Here is a 25224-nt window from a genome sequence, read left to right on the forward strand (position 1 = left end):
CCGCCGTCTTGAGCGGTCGCAGGAGTGAGTGGAGGAAGGACCTCTGATCGACGGGGCGAAGGTGCCGAATGCGATGACGATCGGACTCCGCCTGAAACCCGATCGCCCTTTCCCCGCCGGGCTCTTCGGAGACGGCGAGGAAGCCCCCGAGGGCTTCCGTGAGTTCCTCCAGCTCACCGTGTGATACGCGGATGCCGAGGCAGCGGCACAGCTCCGCCTCTGTCAGCAGACCGTTCCACCACGAACCGCACATCAGGGCGGGAGAACTGCTGGAGGGTACGGGTTACCCGTTGAGTGATCCTCTTCGCTTCGTTCGAGGTGACGTACTGGTCCGCCCACTGGACGTTCGCGAGGAGGGCGACCCCACCGCTGTTGATCCGCTGGGCGCCCGCAGCGAGGCTTTCCGGACGACCGGTTACGCCACACGCCGTCAGCAAGCGGTGTGCGACCTCGTCAGCAGTCAAGCCACAGCACTCCACGTAGACGGCGTCAGGCATTCGTACCGACAGTTCCAGCAGCAGCGCCGTCTTGTCTGCCCCGGCCTCACCGCGGACGGCAAGAGTGTCGTGCAGCCGGTGCGGCTCTGCCAGCCACGCATCCACTCGCCCAACTGCTTGCTCAGGTGTCAACCTTGTTTGCCTACCGACGGATTGAGGATGGGGAGGCCGGGAGTCCTCCGTCGTCGTACTGCGTTACTCGTTGTAGAGCGGATACTGCCAGGCCCCGGCGGTCGATCCTTCGCTGTCGATGTCCCAGATGGCGTCGTCGATGTGCTGGCGCAGCAGGTGGGCTTCGTCGCTGTTGTCAATACGCCGGAGGATGCGAAGCCCGGTGATCCACTGGGTGAGCATTCGCAGGAAACGGTCGAGAGCCACTGCGAGGAGAACGCCTGCCAGGCCGCTTTCATCCGGGTCGGAGGGAATGCGCAGTACGTGGCCGGAGGCGCCGTCGATGACGATCTTCCCTCCCATCCAGAGACCGAGGAAGAAGAACGGTCCGGCCTCTTCCGGCTGCTCCCCATCGGTGGGCCAGGTCTGCTCGTTCAGAAAATCTGCATCATTCGGCCAGAAGCCGATTCCTGTACCGCTGGCCGCAGGTACGCCGATGTCGATGAGTACCCGGCGAGCGGTTTCTTCGCTGAGACCAGATGGGATGTGGCTGGCCGGAGTACGTACAACAGAGGCGTCAGGGAAGAGCTTGCCGAAGTCGGAGGCAGTCGTTTCGGCTGCGTGCTTCGGCCAGGCAGGTCCAGCAGCCGTGCGATTTCCCAGAAGTGGGCCGCTTGTCAGCGGTGTTATCTCGGGAGACGATTCCGGATCGGTCGACTCCACGGCGAACAGGCCGCCAACTCCGGCTACTACGGCGATGCTGCCTGTGTCGAGGGCGAGGGGCAGGAACTCGTAGGCCTCGCCGGGGCCAGGGGTGTCGCGCTCGTGAGCGCGGAGATCCTCCAGGCTGGTGGGTCCGGGTTCCTCTGGCGAGAGCTGACCGCCCGCATGGTCGGTGTCCCAGGTCAGAACGCCCCTTTGTTCAGGGGGGAACTCCTCGCCAGGCCACGGGCCCGCCAGGAGTTCGGAGGTGGCGAGGTCCCAGATTCGGACGGTGTCGTCGCTAGCGCTGCTCGCCACGGCCGGCCGCCCCTGCCACCGGACGGCGAACAGTTCGTAGACGGGACCAGGCGTGAGGTAGCTGGGGTGGTATCCGCCGGGCGGGCACCAACGTGTCCACAGCGTCCGCCAAGGCAGCCGTACACCGGAGTTGGCGATACCCACGCACAGCTCGGTGTCCCCCCTTGCCGTGGCCATCAGATGAAGCCAGGCCGCCCACTCACCTTGGGCGCCCTGGGAACCCTGGGAGTGCGCCAGGGCACCGTTCATCTGGAGAAAGACCGCGTCTGCTGCCGGATTGCAGCCGGGGAGGGACCCGTCATAGGCGCAGTGCGCAGCATCCATGAGCGCGCGCTGAGGCAGATTGGCGAGCGCCTCTCCGTCACTCAAAAGCTCGTCGAATTCCCCTGCTTGTACGGCGTGCATCGCCAGCCCCTGTGCGGCGTACTCGCCGACAGCCCCGGAGCGGGCCCAGCCATCGGGGTGCCGCAGTTGGGGGGCCAGTTGGCGGAGCCAGCGTGCCATGTGACGGTTGACCTGGATGGTCACCTCGTCCGGTGTATCGCGGCGCAGCGCTTCGGGCACGGCCTCGTCGTTGAAGACGACCTGATCGGCCACGATGGTGAGCAGGTCCGGGAATCGTGCGGCAAGTCGGCGTAGGGAATCCTCGTTCGAGTCCGGGACATCGGCAGCGCGGGCCAACTGGGTCCATACGGGAAGAGGCACCTGCCTGGGTTCCGACAGGGCCAGTGCCCGGATGTGCGGTGATGCCATGGCCGACGTGATGTGTGCCTTGAGCCGTACGTGCGGATCGTCGTTCGCTGACTCGTCCAGCCCCAGCGTGACAACCCCGCGCCGGGGCTGTCCGTGCTCCTGTCCGTGCTCCTGTCCGTCCGGACCGGCGTCGACGACCACTCCGGCCTGCAGGAGTGCGAGCCGTCCCGCGGCGTAGTCCTGGAGGATGGCCGGGTGGGCCGACCTCCGGGTGGTGCCCGCCCGCCAGACGTTCGTCAGGAGGACGAGCTTGCCTTTGGCCAGCCGCTTGGCGGCACGGTGCCAGCCGTGGTGCGTCAGCTCGGATTCCGGCACGCCGAGGAGGGCGAGCGTACGTCGGAAGACATCGTCCGCGCCCGCACCGGCCGCATCCACGAGAACGCCGTCTGGCAAGCGCGCATGTACTTCCTGAAGTATGGCGGCGCTGCCGGACTCGCTGACGACTCGGAGCTCAGTCCCGTTGGGACGTCCCTCGTGCCACCAGCCCACCAGACGTTCGGCGAATTGAGACGCTGAGAGGGGGGCGGTTTCGTAGAGCAACTCGAACTCTCAGCTCCTAGGTGGGCAGCGTCGGCGTCCATCTGCCTGCATCAGGTCTCGAGGCTGGTCCGAGCGTCCTCGTAGTCGGCGTCGGAGGGATGGTACGTCCTGCGGAATTCGTCGAACAGCCGGACCATGGCGAAGAAGCGCAGCGAGGTAGGTTCCGTGCAGCGAGGTAGTTTCGTCACCCATAGATGACGAACTCGTCGTCGCGTCATCGAACAGCGCCCATGAGTCACAGGTAGGCGAGGTTGTCCGGGTCCAGGACGTGCCCCCAGTTCTGGGTCGCCGCGGCCGCCGGATCAAGGGCGGCGATCCATTCCGTGAGCTCGGTGAGCAGGTCCTCGCTGTCCAGTCCGCCTGAGGTGGTGTAGGCGAGCATGTACTCCCATTGCAGGCACACCATGGCGACGAACGAGGCGAGGGAGGAGCCGGCCAGGGGCTCGCCGGGATCTTCGTCGTCGATGGCTCCTGGCCGCGTCTGGCGCAGTACGCGACCGGTGGCGCCATCGAGCAGAAGCACGCCGCCGATCCAGGTGCCCAGGTCGTAGAACGGACCGTCACCGACGGGGGTTTCGAAGTTCCTGGCGCCTTCCCAGGTGCGTTCGACCAGCCCGGTGCCGAGCAGGTTGTGGGTGTTGAGACTGTAGAAGCCGGATACGGCGGGGGAGCCGACTTCGGTGAGGAAGCGTCGAGTCGGTTCGTGCGTCAGGCCGGAGGGCAACTGCTCTTCGGTCAGGACGGGGGACGTCTCCGCGCTGAAGATGTCACGTACGCGGGCCCGGGTGGGGCGACAGGCTGCGGCATTGAAGGGACGCGGAGAGATCTTCCCGCGAGGGCCGACGGCCGGCAGCGCGCGCAGAGGCGGGCCGATCTCGGTGACATCGGAGCTTACGTCGACGGCGTACAAGCCACGGTCCCCACCCACTACGACGCGGTTCCCCACGCAGGCAGCGTCTTGAACCTTGGGTGCCGGCACCGTGCGCAAGACACCTGGGTCCGCGCGGAGTTGGAGCCGGAGCAGGTTCCGGGACGGTTCGGCCTGCCAGACGGGCTGCGGTGTCGGGCTGTCGGGCGATGTGCGCGCGTCGGCGACATGCTGACGGTCCGGCCCGGCGAGGGGCAGCCCGGTGTTGATGTCCCACCTCAGCTCTGCCCCGTTCGCGCTGAGGCTGGTCACTGTGGAGTCCGTGTCTGCCCGCAGTTCCTCGATGACGTCGACATGGGGGCCGCAGGTGTGCAGACGCCCGGGAGCTCGCCAGTTGGACCAGACCGTGCGCCAGGGCAGGGGCCCTGCGGAAGCCGTCAGTGCGCGTGCACGCTCGGGATCACCCTGGCTCAGCGCCAGTAGGTGAAGGATGGACAGCCATTCGGAGTGTGAGGACGGTGCTACGCCGAGCTTGTCGAGGTAGTGCAGGTCGGCCGCGAAGGTACCCGCGGGGACGCCGTTCGGAAAGGCGACGGGCAACGCTTCCACCAGGGCGGGGTGCAGGCACTTCGCGAGCGTGTTCGGGGTGGAGAGGAGCTCTTCGTAGCGGCCCGCCATGGCGGCATGTGCGGGGAGCGCGCGGGCCAGATAATCCGTGAGCGCGTCTGCGTCACTGCAGGCGAACAGCTGGTCCACTACTGCGTTCTGGAAAGCACGGAAGTCCTCGGCGGGAATGTCGCTGCGCAGCCGGTGGGCGTCGGACGCGTAGGCCAGCCCAACGGGTAGCTCGCCGTCGCCGGAGACCGAGATCCATTCCAGCTCGACGGCCATCGTTTGAAGGTCCGAGATGCCCAATTCGGCCCCCAGGACAGAGCAGAGCGCACTCCACTCCGCAAAACTCACCCTGCGTGGCTCGGCCAGGGCCAATGCCTGCAGGGCTGTGCGATGGACGGGGGAAAGGGAGCGGACGTCCAGCCTGGTGACGTCCGGCCGATCCGGGAGTGTGAGCGGGGACCGCATCCACGGGCTGAGCGGATGGACACCGCTGTCGACCTCCAGAACGACTCTGACGCCCGTCCTGACATACGGGCTCCCGATGCCCCGCGCGAGGAGGTCGGCGAGATGTCGTGGTTCGCAGGTGCTCCAGGTTCGACCGGCCCATTGGGTATTGGTCACGAGGACGACATGGCTCAGATTCCGGTCCCGGATCTCGTCGATGAGGAGATCGGCATCTCTGTAGTCCCCGTACGAAATGTCCAGCTCCTGCATGATCTTGCCCATGACCTCCTCGGTGGAGAGGCCAGCGGCATCGACAAGAGATGACTCCCGTCCCCTCTCAGCGATTCTCCGGAGGACTTCGGTCTTCCCGGAGGCCGAGGGGCCGTCCAGGAGCAGGAAAGCGCTTTTTGAGGAAGGGTCGTTCACCCATGCATCAACTTCATCAGCGACATTGTTCGAGCTGGCATGGCCGGGTGTTACGCCCTGCCTTCTTTTTGTGATGCAAGGACGGAGACGTACGGAGTCATGCGCTCCCTCTCTGGAATTCATACGCGATCAGTAAAGTTGTAGTCCTCGAATACGCGTTGCCAGCACTGGGTTGCGTAGGCGTTGGGGTCGATGCGAGCTAGCCAGGATCGCAGGTCGGCTTCAGCGTTTTCGATGGTCCAGTCGGAGGCGAACCACCAGTAGTAGAGCCGAACCATGGTGATGAATTTTCGGAGCGAACTCCCGGCCAACGGATTGCTGATTCCAGAGGTCCCGTCCTGCAGGACCTTGCCGCTGGTTGCGTCGAGAAGTAGTTGCGCTCCCTGCCAGGTTCCCAAAAGGAGCACGGATCCCTGGCCTACCGGAGAATCGGGAACGGTTCTGAGTCCTGTGGTGGCCAGGTTGACTGTTTCAAGCTCAAGAAAACCGCTTACATGAGGAAGGCCTACTTCGGCCAGGAATTTGCCTGCATCGGTATTGGAGAGGCTCGAGGGCAGAGCATCCTCGGCGACCCGCTTGAGGGCGCTTGCACCCCAGACATCCTCAAACCAGTTGGCGGAGGCTCGCCGTGCCTCCGTGGGGAAGTCGGCGGTTCCAAGTCTGGTGGTCGTACGCACTGTTGTCTTCAGGACGCCTGACTGTGTCTCCGATTCCGAGGAGTGAATGGTTATGGCGAAGACTCCGTCGGTGGAGGACATGACTGCATGGTTACCTACGCGAACGGCATCTCTTACGTACCGGGGCATGCGGGGCAGATCGACGTGACCGTCGGCTGCGCCCGCGGGTCTCCACCCGTGGAGACCTTGGTCCGCCGCAACAGATTCTGGGGCTACGGGCGCGTCATCAGGATCGGCAGCGAGTTCTCCATTGCTGAGGTGCCAGGCGTTCCTGTTGCCTCGACCGTATGTGGCAATGGCCAGGGAGCCCGAATCGGCTCGCGCGACTTGTAGTTCGCGTACGGTTGGCCGCTTGATCACGTGTTCTGTGGTGGCGACACCGGGAGCGGTGCCATGCGCCCACAGGGTGTGCCATGGCAGGGCGGAGGTGTCGGCAGCGGCGAGGAGCCGGTCAGCCAAAGCCTTGCCTGATGGCCCTCGGCTGAGGAGGGAGTGATGCAGGAGAGCCAGCCACTCACCATGCGTGGAGGGCCACACGCCACGTTCGGACAGGTAGTAGAGGTGGGCGGCGAGGCTTGCCGGGGGGACAGCGTGGTCATGGTAGGCAGCCTCGAATGCCTCGAACAGACTGTGGTGACCGACCATGGCCATGGTGGATGCGTCTTCGAGTAGAGACTCGAATTCTCCGCTCGCGGCTGCATGGCCGGCCGCTGCATGCTGTACGTACCACTTGATCGCCGATGTCCGCTCCGCAGACCGCAGTGCGGAGAGCGCCTGGCTGTGGAAGCGCTTTACCTCGTCGGGGGTTATCGTGTCACGCCACACTCGGGCGGTGCACTCGCGGCGGAAAGCCGCGTTCGGCCAGGGGAATTCACGGCTCGCCTGCGTCAGTATGTCCGGAGAGTGGGATGAGATCAGCCGCTCCAACTGTGGCACGGAGATATCTTGTCCGAGTACGGAGCACAGTGTTGACCATACGGGCAGCGGGACGGTGCGGGATTCGGACAGTGCGAGGGCACGGAAAGCCGCTTTCTCGGCCGAGGTTGCGTCCCCAGTCGACACCTGGTCAACGTCGTGGCCGCGAAGCGTCAGCTCGCGGCCACGCAGAGATGCCATCGGGCCCGCGGTGTGCTCCACCTCGACCAGGAGCCGCATCCGTACGCTGCGTCGGTGATTCCTGATCAGGGTCTGTACTACCTCATGTATGACACGTTCCGGCTCGCGTGTGGTGCGGATGCTGCCTGCCCATTGCGTATTCGCCAGGATTACCACCGGTCCGGTGGTAATCCTAGTCACGGCTTGTGCAAAGTTGCAGTCGTAGGAATTGGGTGCGGCTACACCAAAGGAATCAGCCAGCCTGCGAGCAACCTCCTCGCAGGACATGCCAGCGCAATCCAAGAAGATCGAATCAGGATGCCGCCCGGCGATCTCCTGGAGCAGTGCGGTCTTGCCCGCCCCTTCGTTGCCGCCGAACCACAACCAGGCGCTGCTGTCACGTGGCTTGTCGATCCACCACAGTGCGCGGTTCATTGCGAGATCAGGCGGGATTTCGGTCGGTCCTGGGACGGGTGCGCTCATACTTCAGGTCATTTCTAGGGATTCGACGTGGGGGTCGGGAAAGCGTATGCCTTGAGGATGTCAGACACCCTGTTCAAGTGGTGCTGGGCGTCGGCCTCCATCGCCTGACGCGCGGTGTTTACTCCTTTTCGTTGCTGAGGGTCACTGAAGGGGGTTACTGGCTCGCCCTTTCGGTATCCAGTCCCATAACTTACCGGCATGTGCGTAGGCATGTAATGCAGGATGTACCCTGAGCAGTCCGCGTGGCCCGGGGACTCGGACGGGTGTCCACACGGTTCCCGCTCTGTGTACATGTGCACAACGTCAAGGGGCTGCTTGCCCTCGGCTGCTCGATCCTCGTTCAGGCGTTCTATCCAGCCGCCTATGTGCGGTTCTGAGTGTGCGGGACGCGGTCCGGCGTAGTTGAACGAGGCGTCGGCCACATAGTGTGTTTCCGTAGGTGGGCCTGGGTCGATCACCTCGACCACGGCATAGTTCCGACCGGAGAAGTCGGGCTTCATGTCGCTGGTTGCTGTCACCACTTGCTCGGCTACGGTTTTACCGTATGCCTCATCGAGGTGGTGCCGCGCTCGCTGGGTCGGTGTACTGCTATTGCTGACCGAACCGTCAACTTTCGAAAGGTCCGATTCGGAACGTTTTCCGGCAGCCCGTGACGATTGATGTTTATCAACCCCCTCGTAGTTCTTCTGCCGGAGGATGTCGCGTTTACGATGGGCCTCTCGTTCCGCGTCTTCCCGCCATTTGTAGGCCGAGTTGTCACCGTCGCGCAGATGTGGGCTGACACCCACTCCCTGATTGGTATGGAAGTCGATGCTGAGGCGTGCCAGAACAGCGACGGTAGCCAATTGCTGACCGCGTGTCAGGTCATCAAATCCGGGGAGGGCTTTCAAGTCGTCTCGGCGCCATGTGGTGCCGTTTTTGCTGCCCTCAAGCAGTTCACGCAACTGATGATTTCTGTTGTTAGCCAGGTTCTCCAGGTAGCGGTATACGGGCTCTTGGTCGATCTGGTGGATGTTGCGCTCTCGAAGATCCCGTTGCGCTTGGTCGCCCAGCATGCCGTAGTGCTGGTGATTCTTTGGTTGGCTCTCCTCGTGAGGTGAGGAGCTTTCGGGAGTGGCAGGGGCCTGCTTCCCGTCGTCGGTCTCGTCCCCGCCTTCGGTCCAGGGGTCGCTTGAACCCTCGTAGGGCTGCGTACCCGCTGGGTTCGCCGGCGCACGTCGGTCCCAGCTTGGAGTCTCGGAACGCGGATTCGTAGTGCGGGCATCCGCAGTGCGGGGGCTGGCAGCACGGGCAGAGAGCTGCCCGTGCTCCGAGGGGGAGCCGGGTTGTAGGGGCGGGATCTTCGCTGCCCCATTCGGTTGCTCCGTCTTCTTGTTGGGGATGTGGCCCTGCCCATCGGGGCCTGTTGCTTCGTCGGGGCGCGACTGCGGGTCCGGCATACTCGCTGTTTTGGCCGGGGTCGGGCGGCGCTTTCCCGAGGAGGTCTCAGGGGAAGATGAATGCTGCCGATCAACGTCGCTATCGCCCGGAAGCAGCCGATCGCTTTCCGGGGTTTTCTGGGAGGGCTCCTGGCCATCAGGCATGCTGTGGGGGTCAGGCGGGTTGACGCCCTTGCTCTGCGGCCCGGCGATCTCGTTCTCAGACTCACCGTTCGCCGTGTTCGGGTCGACGGTCGACGGCTCGGCGAGATCGTTGTCGCCCTGCTTCGGAATGTCACCGGAGACATCGTTCTGTGAGGTCTGGTTGTTCTCCGGCTGAGCCTCGTGAGTCTGGCCCTCGAAGTTCGCGAAGTCGGCGTGGTCGACCGGGATGGGGTTGCGGTTGGCGTCGAGTGGGATGTGCCAGACGTGTTCCGCGTTGGCTATGTGGAGCGGCTCGTGGCTGACCTCGCCACTCTGGGTGTCGATCCAGACGATCTTGCCGTCGTGGTTGACGGCGTTGAAGGCGTGGCCGCTTCCGCCCGGCCAGTCGACCTGGACGATCGCCGCGGAGCCGGGGCCGGCCTCCAGGAGGGCCGATTCGATGTTGTGGACCGTGTCGGGGTTGTCGCCGCCCGGGCCCGCGTAGGTGTGCGCGGCACCTGTCCAGCGGATCTGGTTGTCGTTGGCGTCGCGCTCCGGGGACCAGGGGTTGTACTGGCCGTGTTCGTTGAGGTCGAGCGTGCGAGGCGCCGAGACCTGTGGATTGCCGTACCAGGTCTCCAGGAAGGAACGGGAGCAGTCGGCGCAGTTGTTGCTGCGTCCGGGGACGGTGTTGCCGCCGTCGTTCTGGAGCTGCGCCCAGTGGCCGAACGGGTCGGGGAAGCGCTGGGGAGTGCCGTCGGGGTTGTGCGGCACCGCGTCTGCCAGTGCCTGCTGGTCGGTGGGGTCCGGCTCGGTCAGACCCTCCGGGTAGTGGTTCAGATCCGCACGGATGTCGTCCAGGCTGTCCTGATGCGGCTTCTGCTGGTGGGGCACACCCGGGCCGCCCTGCGGCGAGCCGGGCGCGTGCGGAGCGGCGGGCGCCGCGTGGGAGGGCGGCGGGGCGGAGGCCGCGGCCGGGGCGACGGTGACGATGGGGACCGGCGTCACCTGGGGATGCTGCTGGCGGTCGTTCGGGGTGTTCGTCCCGTCGCTGGGGTTCGGCGACGCCGCCGGTTGCCGTGGGACGTGCGGGGTGTTGGGGGCGCCGCTCGCGGGAGGGGTGCCGGGAGTGGCACCGGCGTTCGGGCGCGGCTGGTTCTGGCCCCGTGGCGTGCTGGACGTACCGGGTGTGGCCGTGGGACCGGGCTGCGTCGTCGAGTTCGGGGTGCTGTTGCTGGGCGTCGACGGCCGGTCCGGTCCGTTGCCGGACGAGGTGGGCGGCGTGGTCCCCGGAGTGTTGGTGGACGACGGCGTCGAGGCCCTGGCAGAGGGCGCGGCAGTGGCCGGGTTCTGGTTCCGGCTCGGGGACGGGCTTCCGCTTGAGTTCGAGTTCGTGTTCGGCGTCGAGCCCGTGTCCTGACTGCGGGGAGGCGTACGGGGATTGGTCGCGTCCACGGGATTTCGGGGCGGAGTACGGTCGTCCGGCGTCGAGTTGGAGGTGTCACGGGGGCGGGTGCCGTCACCAGGTGTCGTCCCCGGGGTGTGCCGGGGCAGGCTGCTGCCGTCGCCCGGTGTGGTCCCGGGGCGCTGGTTCGGTATGCGGCCGTCCGGGGTCTGGGACAGAGGGTTCCGTGGCGTCCCCAGGTTCGTGGGATTTGGCGTGGACGCGGGACCGGTACCGGTGGGCGGAGAGTTCCTGTTCGGGGTCGAGTTGGGGTTCGGGCCGGCCGGACCGCCTGATCCGGAGTGCGTGTTGCCCGCGCTGCTCGCCCCGCTGTGCTGCGTGCCGGGGATTCCTCCCGGGGTGGACGACGCCACCGGCGGGGTCGGTATGCCCAGGCCGCCGTCCGTACGGCCCCCGGAGTGCGTGGGTGACGGGTCTCCCGGCGTCGGCGTCGGGGTCGGTGCGTGCGCCGCGCTGGACTGGGTCGGGACGCTGGCGGCCAGGCCGTCGATCGACGTGCTGATCCCGCCACCGCTCGTCGGTGTCGACGTACCGCCCGAGGAGGCTCCCGTGTGCGGGGCGGCGTGCGGCGTCGGTGACGACAGGCCGGAGACGGAGGGGCCGCCGCCGTGGTGCGACGGGCCGGAGGGACCGTTCGTGTCCGCAGCCCCGGCCGTTGATCCACCGGGCGACGGGTCGTCGAAGTCCGACAGTGTCGGTCCCGAGAGCAGCGGGGTCGACCGCGGCGCATCCGCTGCAGCGGGCGAATGGTTCTGCCCAGAACCGGAGTCCGAACCCGAGTCCGAACCGGAATCGGATCCGGAGTCCGAGTCGGGGCCAACTCCCAGGTCCGGCGCGCTGATACCGCCCTCACCGCCGTCGGCCGATATCCCGCGGCCGATGTTCACGCCCGGGCCCGAGTCGTCCCCACCGGCCCGTGTGTGCGTCGACGACGAGGAGTCCGAACCAGAATCGGATCCCGAACCAGAACCAGAACCAGAACCAGAATTGGAACTGGAGTCGGACGACGAGCCGGAACCCCCGTCGCTCCCGCCATCCCGATCGCCCCCGTCGCCGCCCTCGCTCCCCGACGACTCATGACCGTCGATCCGGCTGTCGATCGCGTGGTGCGCGCGGTGGCCCGCCTTCTCGCCCAGGCCGTCGCGGACGCCCTCGGCCAGTGTCTGCGGGGTCTGCTTGATGGCCTCCCAGCCGCCCTTGGCGCCGGCCCCGACCGTCTGGCCGAGGTCGTAGCCCTGCTGGGCGCCGAAGCCGACGCTCACCGTCTGCTTCACCAGGTCGGTGATGATGGCCTCGATCGCGGAGATCGCCGGCTCCTTCATCGCCTCGACGATCGCCTCCATGAGGGCTTCCTTGAGCTCATCGAGGAGGCGGCGGACGATCAGGCGGGTGGCCTGGGTGGCGCCGAGCGCGCCGACTTCGGACAGGCCGAAGGTGAAGGGGGCGGCGGCCTGGGCGGCTGCGATCTCGAAGGCCAGGGCGATGAGCTGGGCGATCACCGCCCACTTGGCGAAGACGACCAGGTAGGCGCAGGCCTCCAGCACGGTCGCGATGGTGTACGCGGCCTGTGCGGCGTTGGCGAGGTAGCCGTCGGAGCCGCCTCCGCCGTCGAACTTGGCGTACGCCTTGGTGAACGCGTCGATCGACTCACCGGCGTTGTTCGACACGACGGTCCGAGCGCTCGCGTTCGCCGCGGCGTGCAGTTCGGTCACGTCGTCGCCGAACTGCCGCCACACTCCCGCGGCTTCTCTGAGCTTGTCCTCGTCTGCTGTCGGCCAGCGGTAGCCGAGCATCTCGAGGACCCACTCGAGCTCGTCCGGCAGCATCATCGACACAGCAAGCACCCCCGTCGCAACGACACGCGGCCGTACAACTGCCCCCGCGGCCAAGCGGGATCACACAGAAGTACAGTCGTCCGCAAAGTTTACGGACTCGACCGCCAGCCGTTTGAGAGGGCTTCTGTCACAAATCTGCCTCAGGACACGCCAATTGACATCCGGGACCGGTCCAGCGGCCGTCGGGTAGCGCAACGACCCTTCGGATCAGGGTTCCTGGCGTCGACGTAGGTGATGCATCCCGTCCGGGACATGCACCTGTCCGTCGTACTCCGAGGTGATGCTGCGCCAGGCCTCGTCCTCGTGGCCCTCGTTCTTCTCGTGCCGCACGCCCATCTCGGTGAACGCCAGCCCCATGCCCGCGATGCGCTCGGCCAGGCTGCCCATCGACTGGAACATGCCGTCGCGCAGGCCCTCGTAGACGACGCCGAACTTCTCACCGATGTCGTCGTCGCCCCACGGGGGGGTCTTGCTTCCTTCCAGGTGGCCGAGGCTCTCCTGGAGCCGCTTGGCGGCCTTGCTGAAGTCCTGGCCCACCTTGAACATGTTGGAGCCCTCGGTCTTGAGGACCGAAGGGTCGGCACGCAACCCGTCGTTGCCCACAACTGCCCCCCATGACGCGGCTTTCCGGTCGCAACGCAACCTTGATGGCACTGTCACCCTAGCCGTCGGCCCACCCCCGAGACACCCCTGTCGCACGCACGCAGCACAGAGGGGCGGCACCCGACCGAGTGGGTGCCGCCCCTTGCGAGAAACCAGCCGTGCCTCAGAACCGCGCCGGAAGCCACCCGGTCTGGATCAGCTGGCCGCCACGGCGCCGCGTGTGGAAGTAACCACGGCCGGCCGGGAGTTGCGACGGCTGGATGTTGCCCAGCAGGGCACCCTCCGAGCGGTCGCCCGAGAGCACGATGCCCTGGGCGCCCAGCTCGCGCATCCGCTGCATCACCGGCTCGTACAGCGACCGGCTGGCACCGCCCGAGGAACGGGCGATGATGACGCGCAGACCGATGTCGCGGGCGAACGGCAGGTACTCCAGGAGCGGAGCGAGCGGGTTCATGCCGGTCGCGACCAGGTCGTAGTCGTCGACGATGACGAACGCGTCCGGGCTGCTGTACCAGCTGCGGTTGCGCAGCTGCTCCGGCGTGACGTCCGGGCCGGGCATGCGACGGGCCATCGAACCGGCCAGGCCCTCCAGCGTCTCCGCCAGAGCGGGCGCCGAGGCGCAGTAGCGTGACAGGTGCGACTCCGGCACGCCCTCCAGGTGAGCGCGTCGGTAGTCACCCATCACGATCTTCGCCTGGTCCGGTGTGTAGCGCTCGGTGATCTGCTTGATGAGCAGACGCAGGACCGCCGACTTACCGGACTCGCTCTCACCGAACACGATGAAGTGCGGGTCCGTCTCGAAGTCGACGAAGACGGGCGCCAGCGACGACTCGTCGATACCGATGGCGAGACCGCGCTCGGGGTGCTCGAAGCCCTTGGGCAGCCGGTCCACCGGGAGCATCGTCGGCAGCAGCCGGACCGCCGGGGCGGGCTGGCCCTGCCAGTTGTCGTTGATGCCCCGGATGAGGATCGTCGTCGCCTCCGCGAGGTCCTCGGTCTCCGAGGAGCCGTCGACGCGGGGGAGTGCCGTCATGAAGTGCAGCTTGTCCTGGGTCAGACCGCGGCCCGGGACGGTGGCCGGCACGTTCTGCGCGACCTTGCGGTCGATCTCCGACTCGGTCGGGTCACCGAGGCGCAGCTCGATGCGGTTCTGGAGCATGTCCTTGAGCGCGGGCCGCACTTCGGTGTAGCGGCTGGCCGTCAGGATCACGTGCACACCGAAGCCGAGACCGCGGGTGGCGATGTCGGTGACGGCGGCTTCGAGCAGCTCGTAGTCCGTCTTGAAGGTCGCCCAGCCGTCGATGACGAGGAAGACGTCACCCCAGGGCTGGTCGGGCAGCTGCCCGGACGCCCGGCGCTGGCGGTACGTGGTGATCGAGTCGACGTTGTGCGCGCGGAAGTACTCCTCGCGCGCGTTCAGGATGCCCTCGACCTCGCTGACCGTACGGCGGACCCGCTCGGCGTCGAGGCGGTTCGCCACGCCACCGACATGGGCCAGCTCCTCCATCGCGATCAGAGAGCCACCACCGAAGTCCAGGCAGTAGAACTGCACTTCGGACGGCGTGTGGGTCAGCGCGAACGACGAGATGAGCGTACGCAGCAGCGTCGACTTGCCGGACTGCGGACCACCGACGAACAGGCCGTGGCCCGCGCCGCCGGAGAAGTCGCGGTACAGCACGTCACGCCGCTGCTCGAACGGCTTGTCCACCAGACCGACCGGCACGTTGAGCCGGCCGAGCGCCGTGTACTCGGGCGCGGTGAGGCCGCGTTCCTGGGAGACGGCGAGCTGGGGCAGGAGCTGCTCCAGCGACGGCGCCTCCTCCAGCGGGGGCAGCCACACCTGGTGGGCGGGCGGCCCCTGGTTGACCATCCGGCTGACGAGGACGTCCAGGACGGTGTCGGCGAGCGCGTCGTCGATCCTGTCGTCGGCCTCCGGCTCCTCGATCACCGGCTGCGGGGGCAGGGCCACGTGCTCCGCCGAGAACAGCGCGGGCCGCAACTGCGTGGAGCGGTGCACGCGGGACGGGCCCTCACCGTGGTACGGACCCGACACGTACGCGGCCTTGAAGCGGACCATGGTGTCGGTGTCGTACCGCAGATAACCGGAACCGGGGATCGACGGCAGGTGGTACGCGTCCGGGACACCGATCGCCGTACGGGACTCGGCCGCGGAGAAGGTCCGCAGACCGATCCGGTACGACAGATAGGTGTCCAGGCCGCGCAGCTTGCCCTCTTCCAGGCGCTGCGAGGCAAGCAGCAGATGAATGCCCAGCGACCGGCCGATACGGCCGATCTGGATGAACATGTCGATGAAGTCCGGCTTGGCGGTGAGGAGTTCGGAGAACTCGTCGAGCACGATCACCAGCGACGCCATCGGCTCGAGCGCGGCGCCCGCCGCCCGGGCCTTCTCGTAGTCGTGCAGGTTGGCGTAGTTGCCGGCCGAGCGCAGCAGCTCCTGACGGCGCTGCGTCTCACCCATGATCGAGTCACGCATGCGGTCGACGAGGGTGAGGTCGTCCGCGAGGTTGGTGATCACGGCCGCGGTGTGCGGCATGTCCGCCATACCGGCGAAGGTCGCACCGCCCTTGAAGTCCGCGAGGATGAAGTTCAGCGTCTCCGAGGAGTGCGTCACCGCGAGACCGAGCACCAGCGTACGCAGCACCTCCGACTTGCCGGAACCGGTGGCGCCGACGCACAGGCCGTGCGGGCCCATGCCCTCCTGCGAGGCCTCCTTGAGGTCGAGCATGACCGGCTCGCCGTTCTCGCCGACACCGATCGGCACCCGCAGCCGCTCGTGCAGCGTGCGCGGACGCCAGGCGCGGGAGACGTCGACGGAACCGGCGTCCCCGATGCCCATGAGGTCGGTGAAGTCCAGGTTGGACAGCAGGGGTTCGCCCTCTTCCGCCGAGCCGACCCGGAACGGGGCGAGCTGGCGGGCCAGGGAGTCGGCCTGGGCCACGTTCAGCAGGTCCGGCTTGCCGGTGTACGCCGACTCGTGGCCGACGAACAACTGCATCCGATCGGGCTTCGAGTAGACGGTGAGGCCGCCGCGCAGCTCCTCCTCCAGCTCACCCGGGGCGATCTCCAGGAAGGTGACGCCCTGGAGACCCTCGGCGCTGGCCAGTTCGGAGTCCGGCGGCACCGTGCCGCCGTCGAGCACCACGATCAGATGCGGCTGGTCGTAGACCGGGTTGGCGTCCCGGTTCCAGCGGGGGCGGTCGTCCAGCTGGTCGGCGAGCGCCTCCTCCAGCTCACCCAGGTCGTCGAAGAGGAGCCGGGTCGAGCCCGCCCCGTCCTTGGCCTTCGGGTGCTGGCTGTGCGGCAGCCACTTGATCCAGTCCCAGTCGGGGGCCGCGGAGGGATGCGCCACCACGGCGATCATGAGGTCTTCCGGCGAGTGCAGGGTCGCCAACTGGGCCAGCGCCGACCGGGCGTTGCCGTACACCGTCTCGGTCTCGCCGCACATCGTCACGTGGTAGAAGGCGCGCAGCGAGACGGAGACGGGCAGGTCGGACAGGCTGCCGTGCGCGTCGAGGAAGGCCTTCATGGCCGCCGCGGTCAGCGGCTCGAGCTCCTCCTTGGGCGCCGTCTCCGGAGCCACGAGCGGGGTGTTCAGCTGCTGGGTGCCCCGCCCTATGCGGACCGAGGCGAAGTCCCCGTCGGTGGGGCGCCGTTCCCACAGCCGCTTGCCGTCGGCCGCGACCGCCCAGAGCTGGTCGGGCTCCGGGTGCTGGAACAGCTGGCTGTGCCGCTGCAGTTCAGCGGTCTTGTGGACGTCCTTGCGGACCTGCTCCAGATAACGGAAGTAGTCGCGCCGGTCCTGTGCCATGCCCGCGCCGCCGCCCTGACGGGACTTGGCGAACTGGGCGATGGCCATGGCCAGGGTCGAGGCCAGCATCAGCCCGCCGACGACCCGCATATAAGAGGGGAGACCCGGCATGAAGAAGAAGCCGACCGACCCCACCATGCCCATCATGGGCAGGAGGGTCATCAGCATGCTCTCCTCGCCCTCGCGTGGCAGCTCGGGCGGCGCCTCCAGTCTGACCTCGCCGTCCGGGACGACCGGAGGCGCTGTTCGCGGCGGCCGTTTGATGATGACGACGCTCACCGATGCACTCATCCTTCGCGATTGATACGTCTTGGCATCGACGCCCCCGTGTACCGCGACGTGTTCCCGTTCGCGTAGGCGTCGTCCGCGTAGGCGTAGATCCTACTGACGTGCAAGGGGGCGGCGGGAGTCAGGAGGATGGAGATGCCGAGAGGGTCCTGGACAAATGAGGGAGGGCTACCGGCGGCATAGGGGACAACGGATATGGTGGCGCGAGGCGTCGTACCAGACGGCGTGGAGAAGCCTTGTCTAGCAGGGGGAACAACCAGGTGAGCACGGGGACTTCGACAGGTTTCTGTCGAATCACCATCGCAGCGCCGGACAGCCGGGTCGATGTCGCGCTGCCGGAGGACCTGCCGATCCAGGATCTCTTTCCCGAGATCGTGCGACTCTCGGGCCTGACCCAGGCGGACGCCGGTCCGGCCGGCTACCACCTCGTACGCCGCGAGGGCCAGGTGCTGGACGCGAGCCGTTCGCTGGTCGAGCACCGCGTCAGGGACGGCGAGGTGTTGCTTCTGCGCACCTTTGCCGACTCGCTGCCGCCGGCCGTGCACGACGACGTGGTGGACGCCATCGCCGCCGCGGTCAAGCAGGACATCCGCAGCTGGAACGACAACCTGATGCGCGCCGCCGGACTCGTCGCCGGGGCGCTGCTGCTCGTCATGCTCGGCTTCGTCTTCTGGTTCGCGGACCCGGTACGCCATGACATGCACGGCCTCCAGGGCATCCTCGCCGGCGTCGTCGCCGTGGGCCTCACGGCGCTCTCGGGCGTACGGTCCCGGGTCTACGACGACCGTGCCGCCGCCGTGGCCCTCGGCATCTCGGCGCTGCCGCACGCGATGATCGCGGGCTCCGGCGTCATCCCCCAGGACGCGGGCGAGGGCCCCGGCAGGATCCAGTTCCTCGTCGGCTGCGTCGCCGTCCTCCTGGTCTCCGTCGTACTGATCATGCTCCTGCCGCAGGGAGACGCCCCGTTCGTCGGCTCCGCGCTCGCCGCGGCGATGGGCACGCTCGCCGTGTTCTGCGGGATCCTCACCGGGGCGGAGCCGCGCGAGGTCGCCGCCGGCACCTCGGTCGTCGCGCTCGCCGTCGTCGGCTTCCTGCCCGGCTGGTCGGCCCGTTTCGCCAAGCTGCCGATCGGCTTCCGCAGCCCGGAGGACCTGGCCAGGGCCCGCCGCGAAGGCGTGGACGGCGACCTCGAGGCCGTCGACATCCAGCGCATCGTCGCCCAGACCAGCCGCGGCCACGAGCTGCTGCTCGGCCTGGTCGGGGGCTGCGCCGCCGTCGTCATCGGCGCGAGCGGTGGCGTACTCGGCTTCAGCGACAGCGGCTGGGCCCAGATGCTCGCCCTGTGCACCGGCCTCGCCGCCATGCTGCGCGCACGTCTCTTCCGCTACACCGCCCAGGTCACCTGCCTGTTCGTGGCCGGTGTCGGCACGCTCGCCCTGCTGGTGCTCGGCCTCGCGATCTCGCCCCCGGCCGAGATCGTCAAGGAGCTGCTCATGGGCAACTCCGGACCGGTCGACCTGCGGACCCTGTGGCTCGGTGCCTCGGTGGCGGCGGGCGTCCTGCTCCTGATCGCGATCGCCCTGATCGTTCCGCAGAAGGGACTCTCCCCCTTCTGGGGCCGCATGCTGGACCTCGCGGACTCGCTGGTGCTGCTCTCGCTGATCCCGGTCTGCCTGGCCGTCCTCGACATCTACGGCAGGGTCCGCGGCGGGGTCTGACGCTCGGCCGCCCCTCACCAGCCCCGACGGGAAGGCCCCCGCTTCGGGGCTGGTACCCTGGCTCCCGGCCGTTCGTGTACGCGCCCCCGGCATCCCTGGGGGTCGCGCTCAGCGGATCCCCGCCTCCCGAGTAACGGAAGCTCCCCTGAGAAGTGGACCAGGGGCACTCGGTGGCCATCACAGAGACTACGAGGAGTACGCGTGTCGCTCGACGCCGCTACGAAGAAGCAGATCATCGCCGAGTTCGGTCAGAAGGAGGGCGACACCGGCTCCCCCGAGGTCCAGGTCGCCATGCTCTCGCGCCGCATCTCGGACCTGACCGAGCACCTCAAGACGCACAAGCACGACCACCACTCCCGTCGTGGTCTGCTGATCCTGGTCGGTCAGCGTCGCCGCCTTCTGCAGTACCTGGCCAAGAAGGACATCCAGCGCTTCCGTACGCTGGTCGACCGCCTCGGCATCCGCCGTGGTGCGGCCGGCGGCGCCAAGTAAGTCGCCGTGAAGGGAGCGGTTCCCAGAGACTGGGGACCGCTCCCTTTGCCGTTCACGGGCGTTCCCGCCCGTGCGGGCCGACCCGCCGACGCGGGAAAGTCCGCCCGTGCCGACGGAAACATGCGGACTGTCACCGACGCTTTGTAGTGTGGTAGCAGAACGCAACGCAGTACGTACGACACAGCGTGAGCCATTCCGGCCCTGACCGGGCATGACGGCACCACGCACACCGAACAAGGAGAAGCGCGCCTCGCCGCCGCCGGTCCTCGGTAGTGGCCCCCGGGGGGAGTGCAACCCGGGTGCTTCGATCGAAGACCGGCCCGCACCGCACGGAGCGCCTCTCCGCAACCGTCCCCCTGCCACACGGGCAGCCAAGGGACGAAGACGAGGAGATAACGCTAGTGGAGAACGAGACCCACTACGCCGAGGCCGTCATCGACAACGGCTCCTTCGGCACCCGCACCGTCCGCTTCGAGACGGGCCGCCTGGCCAAGCAGGCCGGCGGTTCCGCCGTCGCGTACCTGGACGACGACACCATGGTGATGTCGGCGACCAGCGCCTCCAAGACCCCCAAGGACCAGCTCGACTTCTTCCCCCTCACGGTGGACGTCGAGGAGCGGATGTACTCGGCCGGCAAGATCCCCGGCAGCTTCTTCCGCCGCGAGGGCCGCCCCTCCGAGGACGCGGTCCTCACCTGCCGTCTGATCGACCGCCCGCTGCGCCCGTCCTTCAAGAAGGGCCTGCGCAACGAGATCCAGGTCGTCGCCACGGTCATGGCCCTCAACCCCGACCACCTGTACGACGTCGTGGCGATCAACGCCGCGTCCGCGTCGACGCAGCTGGCCGGCCTGCCCTTCTCCGGCCCGATCGGCGGCGTCCGCGTCGCGCTGATCAACGGCCAGTGGGTCGCGTTCCCGACGCACTCCGAGCTCGAGGACGCCGTCTTCGACATGGTGGTCGCCGGCCGCGTCCTGGAGGACGGCGACGTCGCGATCATGATGGTCGAGGCCGAGGCCACCGACCAGACGATCAAGCTGGTCGAGGGCGGCGCCGAGGCGCCGACCGAGGAGGTCGTCGCCGCCGGTCTCGACGCCGCGAAGCCCTTCATCAAGGTCCTGTGCAAGGCCCAGGCCGACCTCGCCAAGAAGGCCGCGAAGCCGACCGGCGAGTTCCCGATCTTCCTGGACTTCCAGGACGACGTCTTCGAGGCGCTGACCGCCGCGGTCAAGCCCGAGCTCGCCCAGGCGCTCACCATCGCCGGCAAGCAGGAGCGCGAGGCCGAGCTGGACCGCGTCAAGGCGCTCGCCGCCGAGAAGCTCCTGCCGCAGTTCGAGGGCCGCGAGAAGGAGATCTCCGCCGCGTACCGCGCGCTGACCAAGCAGCTGGTCCGCGAGCGCGTCATCAAGGAGAAGAAGCGCATCGACGGCCGCGGTGTCACCGACATCCGCACCCTGGCCGCCGAGGTCGAGGCCATCCCGCGCGTGCACGGCTCGGCCCTGTTCGAGCGTGGCGAGACCCAGATCCTGGGCATCACCACCCTGAACATGCTCCGCATGGAGCAGCAGCTGGACACCCTCTCCCCGGTGACCCGCAAGCGCTACATGCACAACTACAACTTCCCGCCGTACTCCGTCGGTGAGACCGGCCGCGTCGGCTCCCCGAAGCGCCGCGAGATCGGCCACGGCGCGCTCGCCGAGCGCGCGATCGTGCCGGTGCTGCCGACGCGCGAGGAGTTCCCGTACGCGATCCGTCAGGTGTCCGAGGCCCTCGGCTCCAACGGTTCGACGTCCATGGGCTCGGTCTGCGCCAGCACCATGTCGCTGCTGAACGCCGGTGTGCCGCTGAAGGCCCCCGTCGCCGGTATCGCCATGGGTCTGATCTCCGAGGAGGTCGACGGCAAGACGCACTACGTCGCGCTCACCGACATCCTCGGTGCCGAGGACGCCTTCGGTGACATGGACTTCAAGGTCGCCGGCACGAAGGACTTCGTGACCGCCCTCCAGCTCGACACCAAGCTGGACGGCATCCCGGCCTCCGTCCTGGCCGCGGCCCTCAAGCAGGCCCGCGACGCCCGTCTGCACATCCTCGACGTGATGACCGAGGCGATCGACCGGCCGGACGCCATGTCCCCGAACGCGCCGCGAATCATCACCGTGAAGATCCCGGTCGACAAGATCGGTGAGGTCATCGGCCCCAAGGGCAAGATGATCAACCAGATCCAGGAGGACACGGGCGCCGAGATCACGATCGAGGACGACGGCACGATCTACATCGGTGCCGCCGACGGTCCGGCCGCCGAGGCCGCCCGCGCCACGATCAACGGCATCGCCAACCCGACGATGCCCGAGGTCGGCGAGCGCTACCTCGGTACGGTCGTGAAGACGACCACCTTCGGTGCGTTCGTCTCCCTGCTGCCCGGCAAGGACGGTCTGCTGCACATCTCGCAGATCCGCAAGCTCGCCGGCGGCAAGCGCGTGGAGAACGTCGAGGACGTCCTCGGTGTGGGCCAGAAGGTCCAGGTCGAGATCGCCGAGATCGACTCCCGCGGCAAGCTCTCCCTCATCCCCGTGATCGAGGGCGAAGGCGACGAGGCCGGGTCCGACAGCGGCTCCGCGGAGAAGGACGACACCGACAAGTGACGTCGAGTAGCTCCACGGCGACGGCCCGCACCTCTTCGGAGGCGCGGGCCGTCGCCCGTACCCAAACCCTGATCAAGGGCACCGGCGGCATCGGCACGGTCCGCAAGACGACCCTCCCGGGCGGCCTGCGCATCGTCACCGAGACCCTCCCCTCGGTCCGCTCGGCCACCTTCGGCATCTGGGCGCACGTCGGCTCCCGCGACGAGACGCCGTCCCTGAACGGCGCCACGCACTACCTGGAGCACCTGCTCTTCAAGGGCACGCCGACGCGCAGCGCTCTGGACATCTCCGCCGCACTGGACGCGGTCGGCGGCGAGATGAACGCGTTCACGGCGAAGGAGTACACGTGCTACTACGCGCGCGTGCTCGACACCGACCTGCCGCTCGCCATCGACGTCGTCTGCGACATGCTGACCGGCTCGCTGATCCTGGAGGAGGACGTCGACGTCGAACGCGGCGCGATCCTCGAGGAGATCGCGATGACCGAGGACGACCCGGGTGACTGTGTGCACGACCTGTTCGCGCACACGATGTTCGGCGACAACGCCCTCGGCCGCCCGGTCCTCGGCACCGTCGACACGGTCAACGCCCTCAACGCCGACCGCATCCGCCGCTTCTACAAGAAGCACTACGACCCGACCCATCTCGTGGTCGCGGCCGCGGGCAACGTCGACCACAACAAGGTCGTACGCCAGGTCCGTGCCGCCTTCGAGAAGGCGGGCGCCCTCAAGGACCCGGACGCCGTGCCCATCGCCCCGCGCGACGGCCGCCGCACCATCCGTACTGCGGGCCGCGTCGAGCTGCTCGGCCGCAAGACCGAGCAGGCGCACGTCGTCCTCGGTATGCCCGGCCTGGCCCGCACCGACGAGCGGCGCTGGGCGCTCGGCGTGCTCAACACCGCCCTCGGCGGCGGCATGTCCTCGCGCCTCTTCCAGGAGGTCCGCGAGAAGCGCGGCCTGTGCTACAGCGTGTACTCGTACACCTCCGGATTCGCCGACTGCGGTCTGTTCGGCGTGTACGCGGGCTGCCGCCCGAGCCAGGTGCACGACGTGCTGAAGATCTGCCGCGACGAGCTCGACCAGGTCGCCGAGCAGGGACTCACGGACGACGAGATCGACCGTGCCATCGGCCAGCTCAGGGGCTCCACCGTCCTCGGCCTGGAGGACACGGGCGCGCTGATGAACCGCATCGGCAAGAGCGAGCTGTGCTGGGGCGAGCAGATGTCCGTCGACGACATGCTGACCCGGATCTCGGCGGTGACCCCGGACGAGGTCCGGGCGGTCGCCCGCGACATCCTGGGGCAGCGCCCGTCCCTGTCGGTCATCGGTCCGCTGAAGGACAAGCAGGCCTCGCGCCTGCACGACGCCGTCGCCTAACCCTCGTCTTCGGTAAGGAAGCTAGAACATGAGCAAGCTGCGCGTGGCGGTCCTCGGGGCTCAGGGCCGGATCGGTTCCGAGGCGGTCCGGGCCATCGAGGCCGCCGAGGACATGGAACTGGTCGCCGCCCTCGGCCGCGGCGACAAGCTGGAGACGCTGGCGGAGAACGGCGCCCAGGTCGCGGTCGAACTCACCACGCCCGCCTCGGTGATGGGCAACCTCGACTTCTGCGTACGCCACGGCATCGACGCGGTGGTCGGGACGACCGGCTGGACCGACGAGCGCCTCGCGCAGCTGCGCGGCTGGCTGGAGCAGTCCCCGGAGACCGGCGTGCTCATCGCGCCCAACTTCTCCATCGGGGCCGTCCTCACCATGAAGTTCGCGCAGCTGGCCGCGCCGTACTTCGAGTCGGTCGAGGTCGTCGAGCTGCACCACCCGAACAAGGTCGACGCTCCGTCCGGCACCGCCACGCGCACGGCGCAGCTCATCGCCGAGGCCCGCCGCGCCGCCGGCACCGCGCCGGCGCCGGACGCCACGGTGACGGCCCTGGACGGTGCGCGGGGCGCGGACGTCGACGGGGTCCCCGTCCACGCCGTCCGCCTGCGCGGTCTGCTCGCGCACCAGGAGGTCCTGCTCGGCGCCGAGGGCGAGACCCTCACGATCCGGCACGACTCCCTGCACCACAGCAGCTTCATGCCGGGCATCCTGCTCGGCGTGCGCCGTGTGGTGGACACCCCGGGCCTGACCTTCGGCCTGGAAAACTTCCTGGACCTGAACTGAGCCGGGGCGACTGAATCCATGCGCGCGAAGATCTCCTATGCCGTCACGGCCGCCGTCCTGGTCTTCTACTTCGTCCTGGTCGGCAGCCGCGGCGTCATGCTCATCGAGTCCGGCACGCTCATCACGGTCCCGTTCGGCATCGCGGTGCTGATCCTGCCGGTCATCGGGGTGTGGTTCCTGTGGAAGAACACCCAGTTCGTCCGCAGGGCCAATCGGCTCGCGGCCGAGCTGGACGCCGAGGGCGGCCTGCCCGTCGACGAGCTGAGGCGCACGCCCGGCGGCCGGATCGACCGCGACTCGGCCGACGAGGTGTTCGTTCGGCGCAAGGCCGAGACGGAGGAGTCGCCCGAGGACTGGCGCAGCTGGTTCCGCCTCGCCGTGGCCTACCACGACGCCCGCGACACCCCGCGCGCCCGCAAGGCGATGCAGCGGGCGATCACGCTGCGGGAGGCCGCTCGCTGACAGGCGCGCAATGAAGCGGGGCCCGGTTCCGTCCACCTGGACGGAACCGGGCCCCGCTCGTGGGTCCGGAGGCTCGTGCTCAGACCCCGCGGTGTTCCGCCGCCCAGGCCTCGATCGTGTCGGCCGCCCGGTCGAAGGCCGAGACGCGCGCCATGAAGTCCAGGCCGTGCGTGGTCAGCAGCGGCGCGGTGTCCTCGGGCGAACGGTCCCTGCGTACGAGCGTCAGCGCCTGGCCCTGCACCGTGCGCGGCAGCTCCAGCCAGCGCACCGGCTGCTGCACCGTGCGCACCGCGACGACGTCCTGCCAGGGGACGGTACGGGTGGCCAGGAAGCCCACGTGGCGCAGCCCGCGCGCGCTCACCCACACGCCCATGCGCAGCAGCCGCAGCGCGGCGACGATGATCGCCAGGGCGCCGGCGAAGATCAGGCCGGCGGAGGCCGCCGAACCGGTGAGGGCGATGAGGACGCCGCCGAACAGCACGAACGAGGCGAGCAGCAGGCACAGGGCGGCCAGTCCCACGCGCCATGGTCCGGGACGGTACGGGCGCCGCCAGCGGGTGCTGTCGTCGTGGGGCAGGGCGATGTCGTCCGCTGCCTCGAAGGTGCGGTCGGCCGTCAGGAAGGGCAGGGGCACGGCTGGTCCTC

15 protein-coding genes are annotated in these 25224 nt (G+C 68.0%); 6 read left to right on the forward strand and 9 right to left on the reverse strand.

Annotated features, from left to right (window positions below; genetic code table 11):
* Positions 1 to 173: 173 nt before the first annotated feature.
* The 8 genes from QFZ74_RS23355 to eccCa all read right to left on the reverse strand — a co-directional run bounded on the left by QFZ74_RS23355 (position 174) and on the right by eccCa (position 17102).
* Positions 174 to 602, reverse strand: coding sequence for a hypothetical protein (locus tag QFZ74_RS23355; protein WP_307622766.1), 429 nt, complete (start codon positions 600 to 602; stop codon positions 174 to 176).
* A gap of 90 nt (positions 603 to 692) precedes the next feature.
* Positions 693 to 2921, reverse strand: coding sequence for an SUKH-4 family immunity protein (locus QFZ74_RS23360; RefSeq protein ID WP_307622767.1), 2229 nt, complete (start codon positions 2919 to 2921; stop codon positions 693 to 695).
* A gap of 50 nt (positions 2922 to 2971) precedes the next feature.
* Positions 2972 to 3109 (reverse strand): hypothetical protein, encoded by a 138-nt coding sequence (locus tag QFZ74_RS23365; RefSeq protein ID WP_307622768.1) that lies wholly within the window; start codon positions 3107 to 3109, stop codon positions 2972 to 2974.
* A 47-nt stretch (positions 3110 to 3156) separates the two neighbouring features.
* On the reverse strand, positions 3157 to 5130 hold the full coding sequence (locus QFZ74_RS23370; RefSeq protein ID WP_307622769.1) for an SUKH-4 family immunity protein: 1974 nt from the start codon (positions 5128 to 5130) through the stop codon (positions 3157 to 3159).
* A gap of 263 nt (positions 5131 to 5393) precedes the next feature.
* Positions 5394 to 7529 carry an SUKH-4 family immunity protein gene (locus QFZ74_RS23375; protein WP_307622770.1) on the reverse strand — a complete coding sequence of 712 codons (2136 nt, stop codon included), beginning with the start codon at positions 7527 to 7529 and terminating at the stop codon, positions 5394 to 5396.
* Between the two features lie 14 nt (positions 7530 to 7543).
* Positions 7544 to 12385, reverse strand: a complete 4842-nt coding sequence (locus tag QFZ74_RS23380) for a toxin glutamine deamidase domain-containing protein (protein WP_307624256.1) — start codon at positions 12383 to 12385, stop codon at positions 7544 to 7546.
* Between the two features lie 213 nt (positions 12386 to 12598).
* Positions 12599 to 12994, reverse strand: coding sequence for a hypothetical protein (locus QFZ74_RS23385; RefSeq protein ID WP_307622771.1), 396 nt, complete (start codon positions 12992 to 12994; stop codon positions 12599 to 12601).
* 163 nt (positions 12995 to 13157) lie between these two features.
* Complete coding sequence (eccCa, locus tag QFZ74_RS23390) at positions 13158 to 17102, reverse strand: type VII secretion protein EccCa (protein WP_307622772.1); 3945 nt, start codon at positions 17100 to 17102, stop codon at positions 13158 to 13160.
* Between the two features lie 269 nt (positions 17103 to 17371).
* Here eccCa and eccD point away from each other — a divergent pair, with 269 nt between their 5' ends.
* The 6 genes from eccD to QFZ74_RS23420 all read left to right on the forward strand — a co-directional run bounded on the left by eccD (position 17372) and on the right by QFZ74_RS23420 (position 24579).
* The gene (eccD, locus tag QFZ74_RS23395; protein ID WP_307624257.1) at positions 17372 to 18829 is read left to right on the forward strand and encodes a type VII secretion integral membrane protein EccD; all 1458 of its coding nucleotides are present in this window, start codon (positions 17372 to 17374) and stop codon (positions 18827 to 18829) included.
* A 201-nt stretch (positions 18830 to 19030) separates the two neighbouring features.
* Positions 19031 to 19321, forward strand: coding sequence for a 30S ribosomal protein S15 (gene rpsO, locus QFZ74_RS23400; protein WP_307622773.1), 291 nt, complete (start codon positions 19031 to 19033; stop codon positions 19319 to 19321).
* 401 nt (positions 19322 to 19722) lie between these two features.
* Positions 19723 to 21960 carry a polyribonucleotide nucleotidyltransferase gene (locus tag QFZ74_RS23405; RefSeq protein WP_307622774.1) on the forward strand — a complete coding sequence of 746 codons (2238 nt, stop codon included), beginning with the start codon at positions 19723 to 19725 and terminating at the stop codon, positions 21958 to 21960.
* Positions 21957 to 23336: a pitrilysin family protein gene (locus QFZ74_RS23410; protein ID WP_307622775.1), complete on the forward strand. Its 1380-nt coding sequence runs from the start codon at positions 21957 to 21959 to the stop codon at positions 23334 to 23336. The genes QFZ74_RS23405 and QFZ74_RS23410 overlap by 4 nt, the downstream gene beginning before the upstream one ends.
* A 28-nt stretch (positions 23337 to 23364) precedes the next feature.
* A complete protein-coding gene (dapB, locus tag QFZ74_RS23415; RefSeq protein WP_307622776.1) occupies positions 23365 to 24117 on the forward strand; it encodes a 4-hydroxy-tetrahydrodipicolinate reductase in 753 nt (250 codons plus the stop codon).
* An 18-nt stretch (positions 24118 to 24135) separates the two neighbouring features.
* Positions 24136 to 24579 (forward strand): hypothetical protein, encoded by a 444-nt coding sequence (locus tag QFZ74_RS23420; protein ID WP_307622777.1) that lies wholly within the window; start codon positions 24136 to 24138, stop codon positions 24577 to 24579.
* Between the two features lie 79 nt (positions 24580 to 24658).
* Here QFZ74_RS23420 and QFZ74_RS23425 read toward each other — a convergent pair whose 3' ends face one another.
* Positions 24659 to 25213, reverse strand: coding sequence for a PH domain-containing protein (locus QFZ74_RS23425; protein ID WP_307622778.1), 555 nt, complete (start codon positions 25211 to 25213; stop codon positions 24659 to 24661).
* Positions 25214 to 25224: the final 11 nt, after the last annotated feature.

The organism is Streptomyces sp. V3I7 (assembly GCF_030817495.1).
Taxonomy (GTDB): Bacteria; Actinomycetota; Actinomycetes; order Streptomycetales; family Streptomycetaceae; genus Streptomyces.